Here is a 15684-nt window from a genome sequence, read left to right as displayed (position 1 = left end):
CTCCGGCTGCGCGGGCGCGGCCGGGGCCGCGGGGGCCGGCGTCGGGCGCGGGCCCGGCGTCGGAGCCTTCGGGCCCGGGGTGGGGCGCGGACCCGGCGTGGGGGCCGCACCCGTGCTGCCCGCGGGACCGCTCGGCGCCGGCTTGGGGCCGGGCGCCGGGGGCTTGGGGGCAGCGGGACGGGCCGCCTGCGGAGACGGCGCAGACGGCTTGGCGGGCGACGCCTTGCGCGGCGCCGCGGGCTTGCCAGCGGAACGGCCGGAACCGTTGCCCTGCTGGAAAGCGTCAGTCAACTTGCGTACAACCGGCGCCTCGATCGTCGAGGACGCCGAACGTACGAATTCACCGAGTTCAGTGAGCTTGGCCATGACGACCTTGCTCTCAACGCCGAACTCCTTGGCGAGTTCGTATACCCGGACCTTAGCCACATCGCTCCTTTTAGGTCCGGGGTTGACCGCCGGACCGTCGCTACTTCATGGGCGTACTCATCGCGTACTCATCGAGTGCTCATCGCAATCTCGACCTACTTCCAACTCGCGAGGTACCTGACCGCACGGTGTCCCGTGCCGTACTTCCAACTCTTACGGTGTTACCCGTTCGACGTACCGGCTCAAGGCCGTCGTGTCGAGCGGGCCCTGGACCCGGAAGGCCCTGGGAAACGCCCTGCGGCGAACCGCCAGGTCGTAACAGACCTGTGTCGGGTGCATGTGCGCACCCCGGCCGGGCAGCGTACCGCGCTGGTCGGGAACGCAGTCGTTCCCAGCCACCACGATGCGCAGTAGTTCGTCCTTGGTCGCGCGCTCCCGGCATCCCACACAGGTTCGCTCAGGGCATGCGCTGACGCGCGTCCGGCCAGACACTGTTTTAGTCTACCTCCCCGCGCCGACCCCACCCGTTTAGGGCAATGATCGAACGGTCACTTGTCATCCGCTCCACGGTCACCGCCGACCACGCGACGGTCACCCTGTGTTTCTACTGGCGCACGGTGCGCGAGTGGCCGTCGCCACGATAGGCGCTACGCACCATCTCCGTGCTTCGCACTGCGTGCCCCGTCCGTCTCCCGCTCCGTTGCCTCCTCGCGCGCACGCGTGAGGTGCTCCGTGCTCCGTGCTCCGTGCTCCGTGCTCCGTGCTCCGTGTCCGTGTCCGTGTCCGTGTCCGTGTCCGTGTCCGTGCGAGAGGGTCGCCTGGTGGGCGGGGCTTGGGCACCGTCCGTGCTGCTTAATTCGGGTACGGGCCCGGGGCCACGGGCAGGAGCGGTTCCCTCCGCGCCCACACACCCAGGTCCCGCCCAGGTTCCGCGCCGCCGGGGGCTGTGCCCGACGCCACGGAGTCGTACGGAGTGGAGTGGACGGAGCCGTCCCGGAGCGGAGCACCGTACGAGGCGTCGGCGGGATGCGGTGCGCACCGCGACGGGGCCGCTCTGCGCACCGCCCCGCCACCGTACCGGCCAGGCTCCGTTGGCTCCGTTGGCTCCGTTGGCTCCGTTGGCTCCGTTGGCTCCGCCGAGTGTGAGGGGCGCCCGCGCCACGGGCCCTCTGTCGCTCCGTGCGGGCCCGTGGTGGCCGCGGTTCCGAGGCGGCCAGTGGCCGCAGGACCGGGGTGCCCTTGGTGGTCTTGGCGCACATCCCGGCCGGCCGCTCTGCCTATTCGCGGCTGGCCGCCCTGGGCGGGCTGCCGGAACGGCGCTGCGCCGCGGCCTACCGGGACTGGTTGCTGCGTCGTACGGCGCGTACTTGCCGAGCATCAGGGGGGCGAGCCGCTCCGTCGCACACGGGGCGGCTCCTCGGCGCCCGCCCCGTGCCCCGTGCCCCGTGCCCCGTGCCCGAGGTTCCACCAGCGGACGCCCGGTCCACAGGGCAGTCGCTCCGCGCCCCGTAGCCCGGGCTCTACCAAGGACCCGGCCGCCCCGTGCCACAGCCACACCACGCTCCATGGCGAGCCCACGTATCCCGTGATGCTCCGCGCCAGGCGCAAGGCCCCGGCGCACGTCAGGCGCCCGGGGATCGCCCGATCCCGGGGCCCTGTGGAAGACCCGAGAGGCACCCAGCCCCAGCCCCACACGCGGGCCCGGAGGCGGTGGCGCCGCTACCCGGTTCTCTCCGCCTGCCCCACCGTCGTACGCCCGCCGTGAGACCGCCCCGTACAAAGTCGGGGCGGCCCGGGTGGCGTGCGACGAGGGAGTCGTACGGGGATCAGCCCTGGGGGGCCGGCTGCTGCTCCGTGTCGGGGCGGATGTCGATGCGCCAACCGGTCAGCCGCGCCGCCAGGCGCGCGTTCTGACCCTCCTTGCCGATGGCGAGCGAGAGCTGGTAGTCGGGCACCGTCACGCGCGCGGAGCGTGCCGAGAGGTCCACGATCTCGACCTTGCTCACGCGGGCCGGGGACAGGGCGTTGGCGACGAGTTCGGCCGGGTCGTCCGACCAGTCGACGATGTCGATCTTCTCGCCGTGCAGTTCGGCCATCACGTTGCGGACCCGCCCGCCCATGGGGCCGATGCAGGCGCCCTTGGCGTTGAGGCCGGACCGCGTGGAGCGAACGGCGATCTTCGTACGGTGGCCGGCCTCGCGCGCGACGGCCGCGATCTCCACGGAACCGTCCGCGATCTCCGGCACCTCCAGAGCGAAGAGCTTCCGCACCAGGTTGGGGTGGGTGCGCGAAAGGGTGACCGACGGGCCGCGGACGCCCTTGACCACGCGCACGACGTACGTGCGCAGGCGGGTACCGTGCGTGTACTCCTCGCCCGGAACCTGCTCCTGCACCGGCAGGATGGCCTCCAGCTTGCCGATGTCCACCAGGACGTTCTTGGGGTCCTTGCCCTGCTGGACGATGCCCGCGACGACGTCGCCCTCGCGCCCCGCGTACTCGCCGAAGGTCACTTCCTCCTCGGCGTCCCGCAGCCGCTGGAGGATGACCTGCTTGGCGGTCGTCGCGGCGATCCGGCCGAAGCCCGAAGGAGTGTCGTCGAACTCCCGGGGCTCCGTGCCCTCCGGCGCGTCCTCCAGGTCGGCGGCGTCCTCCTTGGCCCACACGGTCACGTGGCCGGTCTTCCGGTCCAGCTCGACGCGGGCGCGCCGACGGCTCCCCTCGGTGCGGTGGTACGCGATGAGGAGCGCGGCCTCGATCGCCTCGACCAACAGGTCGAAAGAGATCTCCTTCTCCCGCACCAGACCCCGCAGGGCACTCATGTCGATGTCCACGGCTACGCCTCCTCTTGGCTCTCGTCGTTCTTCTGCTCACTGGTCTTGCGATTGAACTCGATCTCCACACGCGCCTTGGAGATCTCGTCGAAGGCCAGCCGGCGCTCCGTGGGCTTGCGGCCCTTCACACCCGGAACCTCCAGGTCAAGCCCCTCGTCATCGACGTCGACGATCCGGGCGACCAGCTCGCCACCCGCGACGAGTTGCGCCTTCATCAGACGGCCGGTGGCACGCCGGAAGTGCCGCGGCTCGGTCAGCGGCCGGTCGGCACCGGGCGAGGTGACCTCAAGGACGTACGGGGCACCGCCCATCACGTCCGCGTCGTCGAGGGCCTGCGAGACCGCGCGGCTCAGCTCCGCACACGCGTCCAACTGCACACCGTCATCGGAGTCCACCACGATACGGAGCACGCGCCGCTTCCCGGCCGGTGTCACCTCGACCTCTTCCAGATCCAGGTCCCGCGCGCTGACGAGCGGTGCTAGCAGTCCGCGCAGCCTCTCGCTCTGGGTGGTGCTCATCCGGGTGACTCCTCGGCCGCGTGTGCTGTTGTGGGAAGGTCGCGTGTCGGATCAAAGCCTAGCTGTTCCGGCAGTGGGCTGACGATTCGGCGCCGGCGCCCCGCCCCCGCCCCCACGGTGCAGCCCGTACGGGTCCCGTGCGGCGGGGGCAGCACCGTTGTGGCCGCGGCGGTGGGTACGCTCGCCTGCGGTGATCACGAGCAGGGGATGAGGAACGTGCCGCTCACGACTACATCGCCGGACCCCACGGGCCCGCGCAGACGCAGCCTGCTCGCCGTCGCCGGCGGGGCGGTCGGGATCTCAGGCATCGGGGCCTTGCTGACCGGTTGCAGCGACGACTCCCGGGACACCGCAGCCGCGGACGGGCGCACCTCGGCCGACGCACGCCTACGGAGCGAGGCAGCCCGGGCCAGCACCGCCCTGCTCGCCCAGTACGACGCGACCATCGGCGCACACCCCGCACTGGCCAACCGGCTCCGTCCGCTCCGCAGCGAAGTGGCCCGACACGCCGCGGCCTTCGGCTCCCCCGCCCCGTCCGCCTCCCCCACGGCGCCCCCGGTGCCGGCTTCCGCCGCGCGATCAGAACCGCCCAAGGCGGCAGCAGATTCCCCAACGGCCGACGGGGCCGCCAGCGGTGCGCCCCGTACCGAAGGAGTGCCGCGGAATCCCCGCGCGGCGCTCACCACCCTGGCCAGCGCGGAACGCCGCACGGCCGACACCCAGCTCGCCGCCCTGACCACCGCCTCGCCCGAACTCGCCCGCCTCCTGGCCTCGGTCGCCGCGAGCAACGCCGCCCACGCCTACCTCCTGGCGGAGAGCCGCACATGACGGCCGGCATCACACACGACCGCCGCACACCACCTCCCTGCCGACACCCGCACCACAGCGCAGGCAGTCACACCGTTCCGCACCACAGCACGGACCGTACGGAGCACGAAGCCTCGCGCGCGGAGGTTCAGGGGCACGGGGCACGGGGCACGGGGCACGGGGCACGGGGCACGGGGCACGGGGCACGGGGCACGGGGCACGGGGCGAACGCTGTACGTCGCGGAACGGCACGGGCCGATGCATGCCAGCTTGCCCGCACAACCGCCCGCGTCGCCGTCGCACGGAGCACGGAGCACGGAGCACGGAGCACGGAGCACGGAGCACGGAGCACGCAAGGGTCCGCGGGCGGGGCTCCGTGTCGCACCGTACGGCGGGGACGTATCGCGCAGCAGACCGGAAACGGCAGAGCAGGAGAGCCACCACGATGAGCATCGCCCCGGAACGCGCCGCCGGCACCGGAGACGACACCGGCGCCAAGAACGGCGCGGATCGTGACCGGAACGGGGGCACACCTGCACAGCGCACGCTACGGGCCACCCAGGCGGCGCTGGCCGCCGAACACGCCGCCGTCTACGCGTACGGAGTGATCGGCGGGCGGATCGAGGACAAGCGACTGGCCGAAGCCCGCGAAGGGCTCACCTCACACCGCGCTCGCCGGGACGCCCTGGAACGGGCCGTACGGGCGCTCAAGGGCGACCCCGTCAGTTCGGCCGCCGCCTACGCACTGCCGTTCCCCGTACCCGACCCCGCGGCTGCGGCCCGCTTGGCCAGCGAGGTGGAGACCCGGGTCTGCGCCGTCTACGCCGACCTCGTACGGGCCGCCGACGGAGCAGCCCGCGGCGAGGCGGCAGCGGCGCTGCGGGAAGCGGCGGTGCGGGCAGTGCGCTGGCGCGGCAGCAGCGTAGCCTTTCCCGGTCTCGCCGAGCGGGCCGCGGGCACGGCGCCGACGGCCACTGCGAGCGGCACGGCCGACGTGCTGTGAGCCGACGAGCTGGGCAACGGAGCCACAGTTCGACGCGACCGGCCGGCCCGCGCACCGGCCTACGGCGGCGCGCAGGCTCCATAGCTGCCCGTACGCACCACGGCCGCCCCTCGGCACGCCCCGGAGCGCAACCGCGCATGGCCTGATCACACTCATTACCCCAGGGCCACGGCGCACCACGCACCCGCCGCACGGGGCACGGGGCACGGGGCACGGGGCACGGGGCACGGGGCACGGGGCACGGGGCACGCTAGCGGTCCGTGCCGGGCTCGGGCGACGGCCGCACCGTGTGAGCCGTACAGGGCGGGGCCGACGAGCCGTAGCCCCGGGGCGCGCCGCCACGACGGGGCACGGCCGACGCGAGACCGCCAGGCAAGGGAAAGGGACAGCTCGGGATGGCAACAGCACCGCACGAGGACGGTACGGAACCCGCGGGGATTTCGTTCCAGCCACCACACCGCCTGGTCCACTCCGTACGAGCCGAGCACGGTGCGGCCGGCTCCGCCTGGCTGGCCGCGGCGCCCCAGCGCCTCGAAGCGCTGCTGGAGCGCTGGGAGCTGACGTTCGAACGGGTGTGGGCCCCGGGTGGGCGCGGCAGCCTGCTGGCCCTGGTGCACCAACCGGACGGCACGCCGGCCGTACTCAAGCTGGGCGTGGTCGCCGAGCGCACGGACCAGGAAGGCGCCGCGCTCGACCACTGGGGCGGCTCGGGCGCGGTGCGGGTGCTGCGCCGTGCCACCGCCGACGGGGCACTGCTCCTTGAGCGGCTGCACGGTGAAGTGAGCCTGCGTTCGCTGCCGGAGCCGAAGTCGATGTTGGAGGCCGCAGAAACGGTGCGCCGGCTGTGGGTCCCGCCGCCGGCGGACCACCCCTTCCCCACCGTGCAGGACCTCACCGCCCGTCACGCCGCGACGCTACGCGCATCACACGACCAGCCATGGGCGACGGAGCTCGGCCCGCTGATCGACGACGCCCTGGCCGCGCACGCCGAACTCACCGCCGCCTCCCCCGAGGCGTTGCTCCTGCACGGCGTCTTCCAACAGGGCAAGGTGCTCGCCGGCGACCGGGCCCCGTGGCTCGCGATCGCGCCCCGGCCGGTGGTCGGCGAGCGCGCGTACGACCTCGCCTGGCTCGCACGGGAGCGCCTCGACACCCTGATCGCGCTGCCCGGCGCGGCGAACGCCGCACGCCGCCGCATCAAGAAGCTCGCCGACTCGCTGGAGGTGGACCGTGACCGACTGCGCGGCTGGGCCCTGTTCCGCTCCGTGACCGCTGGCGTGGACCGGCTCGCCCGGGGCGAGCGGGACGAAGGCGAGTCGCTGCTGGAGTTCGCCGGCTGGCTCTAGTCAGCCGCACCGCCCCGTCGACGCAACCGCCCCGCCCCGTCCACCGCCCCGCACGGAGCGGAGCCGCAGACCGGACGGGGCGGGCGACGGAGCAGGGTACGAGGCGGGCGACGTAGCCCGTACGGAGCCGCCCGGTGCGTTCGGGGCGCCCCGTGCGGTCAGGCTGTGAGGCGGGCCAGCGCCTCGTCGATGGACAGCTCCTCGCGCGCGTTGGTCTTGCGGTCCTTCAACTCAACCACGCCGTCCGCCGCGCCACGGCCGACGACCAGGATGGTCGGTACGCCGATCAGCTCCGCATCCGTGAACTTCACGCCGGGCGACACCCCGGGTCGGTCGTCCACCAGTACCCGCACGCCCAGGGCGCCGAGGCGCTCGGCGATCTCCAGGGCGCGCTCGTTCTGGAGCGCCTTGCCCGCGGCGACGATGTGCACGTCAGCCGGCGCGACCTCGCGCGGCCAGCACAGCCCCGCTTCGTCGTGGGTCTGCTCCGCCAGCGCCGCCACCGCGCGCGAGACGCCGATGCCGTACGACCCCATGGTCACCCGCACCGGCTTGCCCTGCTGGCCGAGTACGTCGAGTTCGAAGGCGTCGGCGTACTTGCGGCCGAGTTGGAAGATGTGGCCGATCTCGATGGCGCGGTCGAGTTCGATCCCGGCGCCGCAGGAGGGGCACGGATCGCCCGGTTCCACGACGACCACGTCCAGGTACTCGTCCACCTCGAAGTCCCGGCCGCAGACCACGTTGCGAGCGTGCGTGTCGGCCTTGTTGGCCCCGGTGATCCAGGCGGTGCCGGGGGCGACGCGCGGATCGGCGAGGTAGCGGAACGCCTTGCCCGCCATGCCCTGCGGACCGACGTAGCCGCGCACCAGGTCGGGCCGGTCGGCGAAGTCGTCGGCGGTGACCAGTTCGACGGTGGCCGGCGCCAGGTGCTCGCCCAGCTTGCCGAGGTCCACCTCACGGTCCCCGGGCACGCCCACCGCGACGATCTCGCCGTCCACCCGGACCAGGAGGTTCTTCAGGGTGGCCGAGGCCGGCACGCCCAGGTGCACCGCGAGCGCCTCGATGGTGGGGGTGTCGGGCGTGTCCAGCTCCTCCACGGGGCCGTGCGCGGCCCCGTCCGCCGTCGGCTGCGCGGCGAAGGTGACGGCCTCCGTGTTCGCCGCGTAGCCACAGGCCGGGCAGTCCACGAAGGTGTCCTCGCCCGCCGCGGCAGGCGCCAGGAACTCCTCGGACGCCGAACCACCCATCGCCCCGGAAACCGCCGACACGATGCGGTAGTCGAGGCCCAGCCGCGCGAAGATCCGGGTGTACGCCTCACGGTGCAGCCGGTACGACTCGGCCAGCCCCTCGTCACTCACGTCGAAGGAGTACGAGTCCTTCATCTGGAACTCGCGTCCCCGCAGCACGCCCGAGCGCGGACGCGCCTCGTCCCGGTACTTCGTCTGGATCTGGTAGACGATCACCGGGAGGTCCTTGTAGGACGCGCACTGGTCCTTGACCGTCAGGGTGAAGATCTCCTCGTGCGTCGGCCCGAGGAGGTAGTCGGCTCCCTTGCGGTCCTTGAGGCGGAACAGCAGGTCGCCGTACTCCTCCCAGCGCCCGCTCGTCTCGTACGCCTCACGCGGCAGCAACGCCGGCAGCAGGACCTCCTGGCCGCCGATCGCGTCCATCTCCTCGCGCACGACGCGCGTGACGTTGTCCAGCACCTTCTTGCCCAGCGGCAGCCAGGTCCAGATGCCCGCCGACGTACGGCGCACGTAGCCGGCACGGACCAGGAGCTTGTGGCTGGCCGTCTCGGCATCGGCCGGGTCGTCGCGCAGGGTCTTGAAAAGCATCGTGGACATGCGCTGGACGTTGGCTGCGTGGGCCATGGGAGGTCTCCTGCGTACGGGTGCGATGGGCGAGAGGTTAACCGCAGCGGGTCACCCCGCGAAAACGACTTAGCCCGCGACCACCTGCGCCCCGTGGCCCGTACGAAGCCCCTCGCCACCGCCCCGTAGACCACACGGAGCACGGAGCGACACGACACGGAGCACGGGGCGGCGCTGCCTCTGCGCCCCGTACGGAGCCCACCCCGTCACCGCCTGACACCCCACGGCCCGAAGCTCCGTGCTCCGCGCCCCGTGTCAAGGCAGAACGCCACTGCTCCATGCCCCGTACTCAACAGCCTCGCGCGCGAGGCTGCGCGCCACCCGCTCCGTGCCCCGTGCCCCGTGCCCCGTGCCCCGTGCCCCGTGCCCCGTGCCCCCGGCGATGATCTGCGCCCCATCGCCGCTCCGTGCCTGTGACGCGGCGCACGGGGCAAGGGGAGGCACGCCGTGTCCCGGCGCACCTGGTGGCGCCGGCGGGCGCCGCGCCGCGGACTGCGGCGCCTGCCCAGCCGGTGGGACGCTCCCTGGGCCTGGGGGCTCCCCCCAGCTGTACCGAGGTCACCCCCGACGCAGCGGCAGGCGCGCCCCCATGACGACGTACGGGCTGCGCGCGCTCGGGAAGTGGACGGGGCGGGCCAGGTCCCGGTAGCCAAGGTCGCGGTAGAGGCCGCGGGCGGGGGTTTCGGCGTCGATCGCAGAGAGGATGCTGCGCGGCTGTGCCACCCCGTCGGTGATCGTGGTGATCAGCGCCCGGCCGATGCCGAGCTTCTGGTGGGACGGGTGGACGTGCAGTTCGGTGATGACGAAGGAGTCGTCCAGCCAGTCCTCGTGCCCGCCGGCACGCAGGTACGGGGCGACGACGGTGGACCACCAGTACGAGCGCTGGTTGGGCAGGCCGTAGACGAACCCGACGAGGCGCCCCGTTGCGGTGGTCGCCCCGAGGGCACGCGCGCCCGGGGTGGCGAAATGCCGCAGCACGATGTGGCGCCGTACGCCGATCTCCTCGTCCGTCAGGCCGAAGGCGTGGGCCTGCACGGCGAGCGCATCGTCGACGCGGGCCGCGAGATCGAGCGGCCCGATGGCGATGTCTCGGGGGACGGGGGGCTGCCCGCCGACGCGATGCGACATGAGCCGCACCCTACTGGCCGGCCCTGTGGCGTCAGAACAGAACGCTCATGAACGCGCCGACCTCACGGAAGCCGACGCGTCGGTAGGCGGCGCGTGCCGCGGCGTTGTAGTCGTTGACGTACAGGCTGACGACCGGTGCCACATCGCGCAGGGCGTGCGCGAGCACGGCAGCCATGCCAGTCTCCGAGAGGCCGCGCCCACGGTACTCAGGGGCGACCCACACGCCCTGGATCTGGCAGGCGCGCTGGGTGGCGGCGCCGATCTCCGCCTTGAAGACGACCCTGCCGTCGTCGATGCGGGCGAAGGACCGACCGGAGCCGACGAGTTCGGCGACCCGGGCCTGGTAGAGCAGGCCGCCGTCGCCGGCCAGCGGCGAGACGCCGACCTCCTCGGTGAACATGGCCACGCACGCGGGCATGATCACGTCCATCTCGTCCTTGCGGACTCGGCGCACCAACGGGTCCGGGGCGATGTCGTCGGGCATCCCGGTGGCGATCATCAACGGTTGGTGGCCGCGCACCTCGCGCGCGGGACCCCAGCTCGGTTCCAGCAGGGACCACAGGTCAGCCGTGGCCTCGGCGGGGCCCACGATGGAGGAACAGCGGCGCCCGGAACGACGCGCCCGGTCGGCGAAGGCGCGTACGGCCTCCGGTGTGGCGCAAATGGGGACCAGATTGGCCCCGGCATAACACAGCGATTCAAGCCGTCCGCCGGCGTACCAACCCCACATTTCACCGCCGAGCCGCCACGGGTCCAGACCCGCTGTCTGGACCCGTGCGGCGACAAAGGCATTGGCGACCGGGTCGCGGTCGAGTACGGCGAGTGCCGCGTCGAGCTCGCCCGGCTCAAGGACCCTGGTGGTGGTCGTCGTCAGCACGTGTCGGTACGCCTCGTGGTGGTTGCGGTCCGGTGGGGCCGCAGGGGACTCGGTTTCCGCACTGTACCTCGGTCCCCCGCGACGCACCCCCTGCAACCGGGAACGCGGTGGCGCCCGCGGAGGTCAGCTCACGGATACCTGGGGTTCACCGGAAGCAATTCCGTCGCGTTCCATCTCTTCGGCGATCTTCATGGCTTCCTCGATCAGGGTCTCCACGATCTTCGATTCCGGCACGGTCTTGATGACCTCGCCCTTCACGAAGATCTGCCCCTTCCCATTGCCCGAGGCCACACCCAGATCCGCCTCACGCGCCTCACCCGGACCATTGACCACACACCCCATCACCGCCACCCGCAACGGAACCTCCATCCCCTCAAGGCCCGCCGTCACCTCATCCGCCAACTTGTACACATCCACCTGCGCCCGCCCACACGACGGACACGACACGATCTCCAACCTCCGCGGACGAAGGTTCAACGACTCCAAAATCTGGATGCCCACCTTCACCTCCTCCACCGGCGGCGCCGACAACGACACCCGAATCGTGTCGCCGATCCCCTCCGCCAACAACGCACCGAACGCCACCGCAGACTTGATCGTCCCCTGAAAAGCAGGACCCGCCTCCGTCACACCCAAGTGCAACGGATAGTCACACTGCGCAGCCAACTGCCGGTACGCATTCACCATCACCACCGGATCGTTGTGCTTCACCGAGATCTTGATGTCCCGGAACCCGTGCTCCTCAAAAAGCGAGCACTCCCACAACGCCGACTCCACCAACGCCTCAGGCGTCGCTTTCCCGTACTTCGCCAACAACCGCTTGTCCAACGACCCCGCGTTGACCCCGATACGAATCGGCACCCCCGCATCGGAAGCCGCCTTCGCGATCTCCTTCACCTTGTCGTCGAACTGCCGGATGTTCCCCGGATTCACCCGCACCGCAGCACACCCGGCATCAATCGCCGCAAACACATACTTCGGCTGGAAGTGAATATCCGCAATCACCGGAATCTGCGACTTCTTCGCAATCGCAGGCAACGCCTCGGCATCATCCTGCGAAGGACACGCCACCCGCACGATCTGACAACCCGACGCCGTGAGCTGCGCAATCTGCTGCAACGTCGCATTCACATCAGCAGTCAACGTCGTCGTCATCGACTGCACCGACACCGGAGCGTCACCACCGACGGGCACCGAGCCCACCTGAATCTGACGACTGACCCTACGGTCGGCAAGCTTGGTCGGAACGGACGGCATTCCAAGCGAAATCGCTGTCATCTGGCGAGCAACCCCAAGGTGTGTAACGAGGTCCCGAGATCGGCGGGCTCCGGTCTTCGAGATTACGGCACCTGGAGCAGCCCCGGCGCACCCAGCCTCTAACCTCACACGATCGGCGATAGTCGGGCGAGGACGCCTCGCCCGATCTTCGCTCGTTCGTGGCCATGCCGTCGGCCAGCCGCAAGACGCACTCGCTAGCTCCCCCGCGCCGTAGCCGTCGACTCTCGGGGCCGGAACCGGACACGGTGCGACCAACCCCGCCCGGCCGACGAACCGCGGCCCGGTCGAGCCTGCTCACGGGGGCGAGTAGCGGACTGGAGCGGACGCGTCTCCTGCCAGGCCCCGTATCGGCTCCGCCCCACAGCACCGCGGACGCGACAGGTCACCGGCACCTTCGGGGCGGGCCCACGCGGTCGGTCTACAGCTGGCTACGGCGCGTACCGGCAGGGCCGCCGCCCCGTGCTCCGTGCTCCGTGCTCCGTGCTCCGTGCTCCGTGCTCCGTGCTCCGTGCTCCGAGGAGGATCGCCGGGTAGCCCCTTTCCTTCGTCGCCTGCCCCCTCGCCCCCCCTGTGCCGCTCCGTACGGGCCGCACAGCACGCTCCGGAGGCCGTAAGCCGGGCCGTGAGGGAGGGGGAGAGGGGCCGCGGCTCAGCGGCCTGGGGAGTGGGGCGGAGAGACAGAGCAGAAGGGCGCAGCAGGGCCGGAGCGGGTCGGCAGGGCGTGTGAGGCCAAGGAGAGCGGCCCCGCGCCCGCCGGCCCCGTGGGAGGGGGCAGCAGGGCGCGAGGCCGTGTCCGGCGCCGTACGGCCACAGCGGGCAACGTCGTGGTCGCAGCGATGCGGCGGGGACGCAGAGCGCCCCGGTGCGGCGCGGTGCGGTGGTACGGGGCGGGCCTGCCCCTCCGCTCGTGCCGCCCGGGGCGTGCGACTAGGTGATCCGTACCGGGTTCACCACGTCGGCGATGAGCACCAGCAGCGTGAAGCAGATGAAGATGCCCGCAACGACGTACGCGACCGGCATGAGCTTGGCGACGTCGAAGGGGCCGGGGTCGGGCCGGCGGAAGACGCGCGCCGTCTTGCGGCGCAGGGACTCCCACAGGGCGCCGGCGATGTGCCCACCGTCCAGTGGCAGCAGGGGCAGCATGTTGAACAGGAACAGCGAGAGGTTGAACCCGGCCACCAGGAAGAGCATCGTGGCGATCTGCTGCTCCGGCGGGATGTCGAGGTTGAAGACCTCGCCGCCGACCCGCGCCGCCCCCACCACTCCCATCGGGGAGTCGGGCTCACGCTCGGCATCGCCGAACGCCGCGTTCCACAGGTCCGGGATCTTGGACGGGAGCGCGATCAGCGACTCGACGCCGGACTCCACCATGTCGCCCATGCGGTCGACGGACTCGCCGAAGGACTGCTGCACGACACCGGTCGCGGGCGCGAAGCCCAGGAACCCCGCGGTGACGTACTCGCCCTTCACGTAGCCGCCGTCGCCGTCCGACTTGGCGACCTTGTTCTTGATGAGGTTGGCGGTCAGCGTCTTGTGCGCGCCGTCCCGCTCCACGGTGATCGTCGCCGGCCCCGTGGTGTCGCGGATGTCACGCTGGAGGGTCTGCCAGTCCGGCGTCGGCTGACCGTTGAACGCCACGATCTTGTCGCCGGGCTTGAGGCCCGCCGCCTTCGCCGGCGAGTCCTTGGCGTCCTTGGTGCAGGTGTCGGTGTTGGCCGAGGCCGGGATCACACATTCGGAGACGGAGCCGACGGTGGTGGTCTGCGTGTTGATGCCGAAGGTCATCATGACCCCGACGAAGATCACCACGGCGAGCACCAGGTTCATGAACGGACCGGCGAACATGACGATCACGCGCTTCCACGGCTTGCGCGTGTAGAACAGCCGCTCCTCGTCACCCGGCTTGAGTTCCTCGTACGCGGCCGACCTGGCGTCCTCGACCATGCCGCGCCAGGGCGACGTGGAGCGCGCCGTGACCCGCCCGTCGTCGCCCGGGGGGAACATGCCGATCATCCGGATGTAGCCGCCGAGCGGGACGGCCTTGACGCCGTACTCTGTCTCGCCCTTCTTGCGGGAGAAGATCGTCGGCCCGAAGCCGACCATGTACTCCGGCACGCGGATGCCGAACAGCTTGGCCGTCGACAGGTGACCGAGTTCATGCCAGGCGATGGAGAAGAGCAGACCGACGACGAAGACGATTATTCCGAGGATCGTCATCCAGGTCGTCATGCGCGTACCTCCGATGTTGCCTTCGCCGCCCGTGCAGCCAGTTCCCGCGCGCGGGCGCGCGCCCAGGTCTCCGCTTCCAGGACGTCTGCCACCGAGAGCGAGGTTCCATCATGGCCCTTTTTCACGGTGCCTGAGGCCAGTCCCTCGGTGACCACGGCAGCCACCGTGTCCACGATGCCGGTGAAGGGCAGTTGTTCGGCCAAGAACGCGTCCACGCACTCCTCGTTGGCGGCGTTGAAGACGGCGGGCGCGGTGCCGCCCAGATCACCGACGTGTCGGGCCAGCGAGACGGCGGGGAAGGCCTCCGTGTCGAGCGGGAAGAACTCCCACGACGACGCCTTCGTCCAGTCGCAGCCGGGCGCGGCGTCCGGCACCCGGTTCGGCCAGCCCAGCCCGAGCGCGATCGGCATGCGCATGTCGGGCGGGCTGACCTGCGCGAGCGTGGAGCCGTCGGTGAACTCGACCATGGAGTGCACGTACGACTGCGGGTGGACGACGACCTCGATCCGGTCGAAGGGGATGTCGAAGAGCAGGTGCGCCTCGATGACCTCAAGGCCCTTGTTGACCAGAGTGGCCGAATTGATGGTGACGACGGGGCCCATGTCCCAGGTGGGGTGGGCGAGTGCCTGGCGCGGCGTCACGGAGCTCAGCTCGGACCTGCTCCGTCCGCGGAACGGGCCGCCGCTGGCCGTGACGATCAGCTTGCGCACCTCGGCCCTGGTGCCGCCCATCAGGGCCTGGAAGAGCGCCGAGTGCTCGGAGTCAACGGGAACGATCTGCCCCGGCTTGGCCACGGCCTTGACCAACGGACCGCCGACGATCAACGACTCCTTGTTCGCGAGGATCAGCACCCGGCCGGCCTCCAGGGCGGCCAGCGTCGGCGCCAGGCCGATGGAGCCGGTGATGCCGTTCAGCACCGAGTGGCACGGCGCACCCGCCAGCTCCGTGGCCGCGTCGGGGCCGGCCAGGATCTCCGGCAGCGGCTCGGCCCCGTACTGCTCGGACAGCGCGGCACGGAGCGCGGGCACCACGTCCTCCCGGGCCACGGCAACCGTGTCCACCCGCAATTGACGCGCCTGCTCCGCCAGCAACTCCACCCGACCGCCCGCGGCAGACAGCCCCGTGACGCGGAAGCGGTCGGGGTTGCGCAGCACGACGTCGATGGCCTGGGTCCCGATCGAACCCGTCGAACCGAGGATCACGAGGGAACGCGGAGCGTCGGGATCTGCTGAGGCACCGGCGGCAGCGACGAAGGGCTGATGCGGCGTGGCAAGGGAGTCCGTCATTCCCCCATTGTGGCTGCTCGACACGGCCAATTGGGCGCCGCACCCCTAGTAGGACTCTGCCATGGCAGCAGACCGCAAACACAAGGGGCTGACGGGGCGCACCGTGGGGGCGCACCGGCACGGTGCCCGCGGGCCGCTCGCCGG

The 15684-nt window shown here is 71.4% G+C and carries 13 protein-coding genes; 3 read left to right on the top strand and 10 right to left on the bottom strand.

What is annotated here, in order from left to right; genetic code table 11:
- From ACMA1D_RS24855 to rimP, 4 genes are all read right to left on the bottom strand, one after another.
- Positions 1-426 (bottom strand): translation initiation factor IF-2 N-terminal domain-containing protein (locus tag ACMA1D_RS24855; RefSeq protein ID WP_414726217.1); only part of this gene is annotated, 426 nt, incomplete at its 3' end.
- 153 nt (positions 427-579) lie between these two features.
- The gene (locus ACMA1D_RS24850) at positions 580-858 is read right to left on the bottom strand and encodes a YlxR family protein (RefSeq protein ID WP_349997434.1); all 279 of its coding nucleotides are present in this window, start codon (positions 856-858) and stop codon (positions 580-582) included.
- 1334 nt (positions 859-2192) lie between these two features.
- The gene (nusA, locus tag ACMA1D_RS24845) at positions 2193-3197 is read right to left on the bottom strand and encodes a transcription termination factor NusA (RefSeq protein WP_414726216.1); all 1005 of its coding nucleotides are present in this window, start codon (positions 3195-3197) and stop codon (positions 2193-2195) included.
- 2 nt (positions 3198-3199) lie between these two features.
- A complete protein-coding gene (gene rimP, locus ACMA1D_RS24840; RefSeq protein ID WP_414726215.1) occupies positions 3200-3715 on the bottom strand; it encodes a ribosome maturation factor RimP in 516 nt (171 codons plus the stop codon).
- 207 nt (positions 3716-3922) lie between these two features.
- On the opposite strand from rimP, the gene ACMA1D_RS24835 reads away from it, so the two are divergent.
- From ACMA1D_RS24835 to ACMA1D_RS24825, 3 genes are all read left to right on the top strand, one after another.
- On the top strand, positions 3923-4543 hold the full coding sequence (locus ACMA1D_RS24835; protein ID WP_414726214.1) for a hypothetical protein: 621 nt from the start codon (positions 3923-3925) through the stop codon (positions 4541-4543).
- Positions 4544-4967: 424 nt separating this feature from the next.
- Complete coding sequence (locus ACMA1D_RS24830; protein ID WP_414726213.1) at positions 4968-5525, top strand: ferritin-like domain-containing protein; 558 nt, start codon at positions 4968-4970, stop codon at positions 5523-5525.
- A gap of 395 nt (positions 5526-5920) precedes the next feature.
- Positions 5921-6871, top strand: coding sequence for an aminoglycoside phosphotransferase family protein (locus ACMA1D_RS24825; protein ID WP_414726212.1), 951 nt, complete (start codon positions 5921-5923; stop codon positions 6869-6871).
- A gap of 158 nt (positions 6872-7029) precedes the next feature.
- Here the strand turns inward: ACMA1D_RS24825 and ACMA1D_RS24820 are convergent, their stop codons facing one another.
- The 6 genes from ACMA1D_RS24820 to dxr all read right to left on the bottom strand — a co-directional run bounded on the left by ACMA1D_RS24820 (position 7030) and on the right by dxr (position 15540).
- On the bottom strand, positions 7030-8742 hold the full coding sequence (locus ACMA1D_RS24820; protein WP_414726211.1) for a proline--tRNA ligase: 1713 nt from the start codon (positions 8740-8742) through the stop codon (positions 7030-7032).
- Between the two features lie 558 nt (positions 8743-9300).
- A complete protein-coding gene (locus tag ACMA1D_RS24815) occupies positions 9301-9870 on the bottom strand; it encodes a GNAT family N-acetyltransferase (RefSeq protein WP_414726210.1) in 570 nt (189 codons plus the stop codon).
- Between the two features lie 31 nt (positions 9871-9901).
- Positions 9902-10747, bottom strand: a complete 846-nt coding sequence (locus tag ACMA1D_RS24810) for a GNAT family N-acetyltransferase (RefSeq protein ID WP_414726209.1) — start codon at positions 10745-10747, stop codon at positions 9902-9904.
- 123 nt (positions 10748-10870) lie between these two features.
- Positions 10871-12025 (bottom strand): flavodoxin-dependent (E)-4-hydroxy-3-methylbut-2-enyl-diphosphate synthase, encoded by a 1155-nt coding sequence (ispG, locus tag ACMA1D_RS24805; RefSeq protein WP_414726208.1) that lies wholly within the window; start codon positions 12023-12025, stop codon positions 10871-10873.
- 927 nt (positions 12026-12952) lie between these two features.
- Positions 12953-14254 carry a M50 family metallopeptidase gene (locus ACMA1D_RS24800; protein ID WP_414726207.1) on the bottom strand — a complete coding sequence of 434 codons (1302 nt, stop codon included), beginning with the start codon at positions 14252-14254 and terminating at the stop codon, positions 12953-12955.
- Positions 14251-15540, bottom strand: a complete 1290-nt coding sequence (gene dxr / locus ACMA1D_RS24795) for a 1-deoxy-D-xylulose-5-phosphate reductoisomerase (RefSeq protein ID WP_414726206.1) — start codon at positions 15538-15540, stop codon at positions 14251-14253. Before dxr ends, ACMA1D_RS24800 begins: the two co-directional genes overlap by 4 nt.
- Positions 15541-15684: the final 144 nt, after the last annotated feature.

It is taken from the genome of Streptomyces sp. 796.1 (assembly GCF_047525675.1).
GTDB lineage: Bacteria > Actinomycetota > Actinomycetes > Streptomycetales > Streptomycetaceae > Streptomyces.
The sequence above is the reverse complement of the archived record's forward strand: the minus strand, read 5'-3'. Positions and strand labels throughout refer to the sequence as shown.